The organism is Streptomyces sp. NPDC003042, from assembly GCF_053591315.1.
Genome location: NZ_JBSFTP010000091.1, coordinates 21,411 through 27,410 on the forward strand (window position 1 = coordinate 21,411; position 6,000 = coordinate 27,410).

At 73.1% G+C, this 6,000-nt stretch carries 6 protein-coding genes; 1 reads left to right on the forward strand and 5 read right to left on the reverse strand.

What is annotated here, in order from left to right:
• Positions 1 to 72: 72 nt before the first annotated feature.
• Positions 73 to 1,092 (forward strand): adenosine deaminase, encoded by a 1,020-nt coding sequence (locus tag ACWDYJ_RS31320; protein ID WP_451568977.1) that lies wholly within the window; start codon positions 73 to 75, stop codon positions 1,090 to 1,092.
• Here ACWDYJ_RS31320 and ACWDYJ_RS31325 read toward each other — a convergent pair.
• From ACWDYJ_RS31325 to ACWDYJ_RS31345, 5 genes are all read right to left on the reverse strand, one after another.
• Positions 1,082 to 1,498, reverse strand: coding sequence for a hypothetical protein (locus ACWDYJ_RS31325; RefSeq protein ID WP_451568978.1), 417 nt, complete (start codon positions 1,496 to 1,498; stop codon positions 1,082 to 1,084). The two genes, ACWDYJ_RS31320 and ACWDYJ_RS31325, sit on opposite strands and share 11 nt — an antisense overlap.
• A gap of 1 nt (position 1,499) precedes the next feature.
• Complete coding sequence (locus tag ACWDYJ_RS31330) at positions 1,500 to 2,630, reverse strand: UDP-N-acetylmuramate dehydrogenase (RefSeq protein WP_451568982.1); 1,131 nt, start codon at positions 2,628 to 2,630, stop codon at positions 1,500 to 1,502.
• Positions 2,631 to 2,634: 4 nt separating this feature from the next.
• The gene (locus tag ACWDYJ_RS31335) at positions 2,635 to 3,069 is read right to left on the reverse strand and encodes a DUF3291 domain-containing protein (protein ID WP_451568979.1); all 435 of its coding nucleotides are present in this window, start codon (positions 3,067 to 3,069) and stop codon (positions 2,635 to 2,637) included.
• Between the two features lie 67 nt (positions 3,070 to 3,136).
• Positions 3,137 to 4,624 (reverse strand): MFS transporter, encoded by a 1,488-nt coding sequence (locus tag ACWDYJ_RS31340; protein ID WP_451568980.1) that lies wholly within the window; start codon positions 4,622 to 4,624, stop codon positions 3,137 to 3,139.
• Between the two features lie 93 nt (positions 4,625 to 4,717).
• On the reverse strand, positions 4,718 to 5,269 hold the full coding sequence (locus ACWDYJ_RS31345) for a TetR/AcrR family transcriptional regulator (RefSeq protein ID WP_451568981.1): 552 nt from the start codon (positions 5,267 to 5,269) through the stop codon (positions 4,718 to 4,720).
• Positions 5,270 to 6,000: the final 731 nt, after the last annotated feature.

Consider the following 6,000-nt stretch of genomic DNA (forward strand, 5'->3'; position numbering starts at 1 on the left):
CGCGCGTTCGGGCAAGCCCCCGATCGGTAAAACCCCCTCCCGCCGAGCGCAGCGGTACGGCAGGATCACGGAATGGAGCACCTACGCGATCTCACGCTTCTGCCGAAGGCGCATCTCCACCTGCACTTCACCGGCTCGATGCGGCCCTCGACCCTGCTGGAGCTCGCCGACAAGTACGGCGTACGCCTGCCCGACGCCCTCACCGCCGGGGAGCCGCCCAAGCTGCGGGCCACCGACGAGCGCGGCTGGTTCCGCTTCCAGCGGCTCTACGACGCCGCCCGCTCCTGCCTGCGGGAGCCCGACGACATCCGGCGCCTGGTCCGCGAGGCGGCCGAGGAGGACGTACGGGACGGCAGCGGCTGGCTGGAGATCCAGGTCGACCCCACCTCGTACGCGCCTCTGCTGGGCGGGATGATCCCGGCCGTCGAGATCATCCTGGACGCCGTGGACTCCGCGTCCCGCGAGACCGGCCTCGGGATGCGCGTCCTCATCGCCGCGAACCGCATGCGGCACCCCCTCGACGCCCGTACCCTCGCCCGCCTCGCCGTCCGCTACGCCGACCGCGGCGTCGTCGGCTTCGGCCTCTCCAACGACGAGCGCCGCGGCATGGCCCGTGACTTCGACCGGGCCTTCGCCATCGCCCGTGAGGGCGGCCTGCTCGCGGCCCCGCACGGCGGTGAGCTCACCGGCCCGGCCTCGGTCCGTGACTGCCTCGACGATCTGCACGCCTCCCGCATCGGGCACGGCGTACGGGCCGCCGAGGACCCCCGGCTGCTCAAGCGGCTCGCCGACCGGCAGATCACCTGTGAGGTCTGCCCGGCCTCCAACGTCGCCCTCGGGGTGTACGAGCGGCCCGAGGACGTCCCGCTGCGCACGCTGTTCGAGGCCGGGGTGCCGATGGCGCTGGGCGCGGACGACCCGCTGCTCTTCGGCTCCCGGCTCGCCGCCCAGTACGAGATCGCCCGCCACCACCACGGCTTCACGGACCCCGAGCTGGCCGAGCTGGCCCGGCAGTCGGTGCGCGGTTCGGCCGCGCCCGGCGACGTACAGGCCAAGCTGCTGGACGGGATCGACCACTGGCTCAGCGCGTGAGCCGCAGGTCCCCTTCGTAGCAGTCGGCGCGCACCCGTCGGCCGGCCGGGAAGCCGATCTCCAGGTGCGTGCGGCCCCGCTCGGGCAGGGCGAACTCGGCGACCGAGACGACGGTCTCGCCGAGGTGGCGCAGGAAGGGGTGGTCGCCGAGGTCCTCGCCGACCTCGACGCGGCCCCACTCCCCCATGTCGTACGGCTCGTGCGGCGCGGCGGATTCGACGATGAGGCACTGGTCGGAGCCGGTGGTGATCCGGATGGAGTCGCCGGCGCTGTCGATCAGCCAGACGTCGAGCGGCGCCTCGGAGCGTTCGCCTTCGCAGAGGTGCCAGGACGCGACGACTCTGGTGATCTCGCGTCCCACCAGGCGCGTGGGGTCCGTACCGGCCCCGTGCAGGGGGCAGTGCATGTCAGATGCTGACGCCGACCGTCACCGGCTCGTTGACGAGGGTGACGCCGAAGGCCGCGTGGACGCCCGCGACGACCTCGCGGGCCAGGGCGAGGAGGTCCTCGGTGGTGGCTGCGCCCCGGTTGGTGAGGGCCAGGGTGTGCTTGGTGGAGATGCGGGCGGGGCCGTCGCCGTAGCCCTTGGTGAAGCCCGCCTTGTCGATCAGCCAGGCCGCGCTGGTCTTCGTACGGCCGGCGCCGGCGGGGTAGGCGGGCGGGGCGGTGCCGGCGCCGAGGCGGTCCTGGACGCGGGCGAGGAAGGCGGCGTAGGCCTCGTCGGTCAGGATCGGGTTGTGGAAGAAGGAGCCGGCGGACCAGGTGTCGTGGTCGGCGGGGTCGAGGACCATGCCCTTGCCGGCGCGCAGGCGCAGCACGGTCTCGCGGGCGGTGGCGGCCGGGACCCGGTCGCCGGCCTCGACGCCGAGGGCGCGGGCGGTCTCGGGGTACTTGATCGGCGCGGAGAGGCCGCCGGCGTCCTCCAGGGCGAAGCGCACGCGCAGGACGACGTACCGCTCGGGCTGGGCCTTGAAGGTGCTGTTGCGGTACGAGAACCCGCACTCGGCGGCGGTGAGGGTGACCGTCTCGCCGCTGGTGCGGTCGTAGGCGACGACCTCGGTGATGGTGTCGCAGACCTCCTGGCCGTACGCCCCGACGTTCTGGATCGGGGTGGCGCCGGCGGAGCCGGGGATCCCGGCGAGGCATTCGATGCCCGCGAGGCCGGCTTCGACGGTGCGGGCCACGGCGTCGCTCCAGTTCTCGCCGGCGGCGAGCTCCAGGGTGGTGCCGGTGAGGGTGAAGCCGGTGGTCGCGATGCGCAGGGCGGTGCCGGCGAAGCCCTGGTCGCCGATGACCAGGTTGCTGCCGCCGCCGATGACCAGGAGCGGGGTGCCGCTCGTGTCCGCGGCGCGGACGGCGGCGACGACCTCGGCGTCGGTGGTCGCGGTGACCAGCCGGGAGGCGGGGCCGCCGAGGCGGAAGGTGGTCAGCGGGGCGAGGGGGGCATCGTGGAGTTCCTGCACGTGGACAAGAGTACGGTCCGTCCCCCTCGCATCCCTGCGGGGCCACGGACCGTACCGCGTCGCCGTCGGTGCCAGGGGGTCAGGAACCCTCTTTCGGCTCTTTCGGCGCTGGTGACTCTCGTTGCCGCGTCTGCTCGGCCAGTCGGCGCTCGGCTTCGGCCCAGCTGACGGGCACGGCGTCGGCGGGGACGGTCCAGAAGGTGAAGGCGGATTCCTTCATGTACTCGCTGGCGGCGCGGGAGCTGGAGCGGTGCGGCTCGCTGCCGGCGAAGCGGTGGAGGGCGTCCCGGTCCTGCCAGGCGGAGAGGGTGAGGAAGGTCCGGCTCAGGACGCGGGCCCGCAGGGCGACGCCGTGGGCGCCGGGAGCCTTGCGGACCTGCCGGACGATGCCGGGCGACTTCAGGAGGAACCGGACCGCGCCGGTGAGGGTGGCGGTCTCGAAGCGTGAGGCCATGACGTAGACCTCGGCGCCGGGGGCGGCCTGGGTGGGCGTCGACCAGGGGATGTCGGGCATGACGGGCTCTCCTTCGCGATGAGTCAGTCGTACGGAACTTCGTGCGCTGGGCGGTTCTCGCGGAGCCTCAGCCGGCGGCGGGCACCTTCACGGGCTCGGCGGCGGCCGTGGCGGGCTGCGGGGTCCGTCCCTCGACCGGGGCGCCCCTGTCCTTGCCCTCGCCCTTGCCCTGGCCCTTGCGCGGGAGCAGCAGGGCGAGTCCCGCGGCCAGGGCGACGGCGACGGCGCCGATCCACAGGGCCGGGACGGTGCCGTCGGTGAAGGCCTGCGGGGTCTCGTAACCGCCCTGGGCGGAGAAGACGGACGCCAGGACGGCCACTCCGAGCGCGCCGCCGACCTCGCGCAGGGCGTTGTTGGCGCCGGAGGCCTTGCCCTGGTCGGCGGGGACCACGGTGGACATCAGCACGTTGGCGGCGGGGGCGAAGTAGAGGGCCATGCCGATCCCGCTGAGGACCAGCGCCGGCAGCTGGGCGGCGTAGGAGACGTCGGTGCTCAGGACCATCGCGAACCAGGCGAGCCCGACCGCCTGGAACGCCAGCCCGGCGGCGACGACGGGGCGCCCGCCGATGCGGTCGGAGAGGATGCCGGCGATGGGGGCGACGATCATCGGCATGCCGGTCCAGGGCAGCATGCGCAGTCCGGCTTCGGTGGGCGAGTAGCCGAGGACGCCCTGGAGGAACTGGCTGAGCAGGAATATCGAGCCGAACATGCCGAGGAACATCAGCAGGCTGGCGAGGTTGATCCCGAGGAACCCGCGGTCGCGGAAGAGCCGCATGGGGAGCATGGGGTTGGCGTTGTGGAAGCCGTGGTGGACGAAGCCGCCGATGAGCGCGCTGCCGCCGATCAGGCCCGTGAGGACGGGGGCGCTGGTCCAGCCGTCGGTGTGGGCGTTGACCAGGCCGTAGACGATCCCGAAGAGGCCGCCGCTGATGAGCAGGGTGCCGGGGATGTCGAGGCGGGAGTTCGGGGCGGTGGACTCGGCGAGGCGCAGGCGGGCGAGCGGGATCAGGGCCAGGCCGACGGGCACGTTGAGCCAGAAGATCCACTGCCAGGAGATGTACTCGGTGAGGCTGCCGCCGATGAGGGGGCCGCTGGCGACGGCCAGGCCGGTGACGGCTCCGTAGATGCCGAGGGCCATGCCGCGGCGGGCGGCGGGGACGGCGACGGTCAGCAGGGTGAGGGTCAGCGGCATCATGATCGCGGCGCCGACGCCCTGGACCGCGCGGGCGGCGATGAGCGCGTCGATGCCGGGCGAGAGGGCGGCCGCGGCGGAGGAGCCGGTGAAGATCGCGAGCCCGACGATGAAGAGCCGGCGGCGGCCGAAACGGTCCCCGAGGGCGGAGCCGAACATCAGGAGGACGGCGAAGGTGAGCGTGTAGGCGTTCACCGTCCACTCCAGGTCCGCCAGCTTGCCGCCGAGGTCCTCGCGGATGGCGGGGAGGGCGGTGGTGACGACGAGGTTGTCGAGGGCGGCCATGAAGCTGGCGGCGCCGGTGATGACCAGGGCCCAGATGGCGGGCCTGCTGAGCTTGGTGTCCGGGTCTTGGGTGTTCATGAGTCCCCCCTGAGGGTTGTTAGTTATTACTGACTAACTTTCGTGCGCAGAAAAACACGCGGCGCGGTACGGGTGCGGCGTGGGAGTTCAGTCCTACTGGGCGGCGGGGTTACAGCCGGCCCAGACCGGGTGGTCGGGCGGAAAGCCGACGGCCGCGAGCGTGTTGATGAGCATGCCGTGCGCCATGAAGTTCGCGGTCGCTTCGATGTCGGCGCCGAGCGCCAGGTGGACGGTGTCCCACAGCTCCATCCAGCCGGCCCGCACCATCACACCGAACTCGGGCTCCCCGGCGGCCTCGGCGGCGGCGACGGCCACATTGGCCTGAAGCTGCATCTGGAGCAGTTCGGGCCGCTCGGTGATCAGCTCGACGTACGCGTCCCCCATGGCCTTCAGGGCGTCGCCGCCCCCCTCGGGCCCTTCGACGGCCCGCTGGAAGACGCGCCGGATGTCCTCCATGCAGCGGGTGGCGGCGGCCAGGAAGATGGCCTGCTTGTTCGGGAAGAGCCGGAAGAGATACGGCTGCGAGACGCCGACGCGCTTGGCGATCACCTCGGTGGAGGTCCCGTAGTAACCGCCGCGGGCGAACTCGTGCATCGCCGCGCGAATGACGCTCTCGCGCCGCTCATCCGCACTCATCCTTGCCATGGCACGAAGTTAGTACTCAATCACTAACTACGTCAACCCGTACGGCTGGGACGGCTCCGGGCCGACGGAGGGCGGCGGTGGGGACGGACGGCGCCGCTTGAGCGGGGCCGGCGGCCTGCGGGGCACCGGCGGCAGCCGGCCCCGACACCCCACGTGCCCCGCGTGGAGCGCGCCGCGTGGCAGACGGACGGCCAGGCACCGGACCGCGACCACCCACGGGCACCCACGGCCGGTCCCCGACACCGGCGGGGGCGCGGCCCAGCAGGACAGCGCCATTCTCGCCAGGCCCGGCTGACTGCGCCGCCAGCCCCCGGACCACAACGCCCACGGCCACAGCCCGTGCACCCGGCCCCGGCGCTGGGGCAGCCCGGCAGGGTGGCCCCACCCTTGGCAGGCCCGCGCGAGGCTGCCGCCAGCAGCCGCACCGCAAGACCCACGGCCGTGAGACCCGGGCCGCGAGCCCACTTGGGGGCGCCGCACGGCAGGCAGGCCCGCTTGAGGCGGGCCAGTGGGCTGCCGGGGCCGCCGCCAGGCGTTGGACCGCACCCCCCACGCCATCGGCACCCGAACCGCCGGCATGGACGGGACCCGGCAGGATGGCGCCGCTAGTGCTGTGGCCGGAAAGGTTTGCCGGGGCGCGGCGTCCGGTGGGGTGCATCGCAAGGCGGAGGGCCGCGACTCGTACTGGACGTACTTGCGCGGTCCGACAACGCCGCGAGGTGCCGTGCCGG

What these genes read in the sequence shown, in the direction of transcription:
- ACWDYJ_RS31320 (WP_451568977.1), top strand. Translation starts at nt 73, where the DNA reads ATGGAGCACCTACGCGATCTCACGCTTCTGCCGAAGGCGCATCTCCAC.
- ACWDYJ_RS31325 (WP_451568978.1), bottom strand. Translation starts at nt 1,498, where the DNA reads ATGCACTGCCCCCTGCACGGGGCCGGTACGGACCCCACGCGCCTGGTG.
- ACWDYJ_RS31335 (WP_451568979.1), bottom strand. Translation starts at nt 3,069, where the DNA reads ATGCCCGACATCCCCTGGTCGACGCCCACCCAGGCCGCCCCCGGCGCC.
- ACWDYJ_RS31340 (WP_451568980.1), bottom strand. Translation starts at nt 4,624, where the DNA reads ATGAACACCCAAGACCCGGACACCAAGCTCAGCAGGCCCGCCATCTGG.
- ACWDYJ_RS31345 (WP_451568981.1), bottom strand. Translation starts at nt 5,269, where the DNA reads ATGGCAAGGATGAGTGCGGATGAGCGGCGCGAGAGCGTCATTCGCGCG.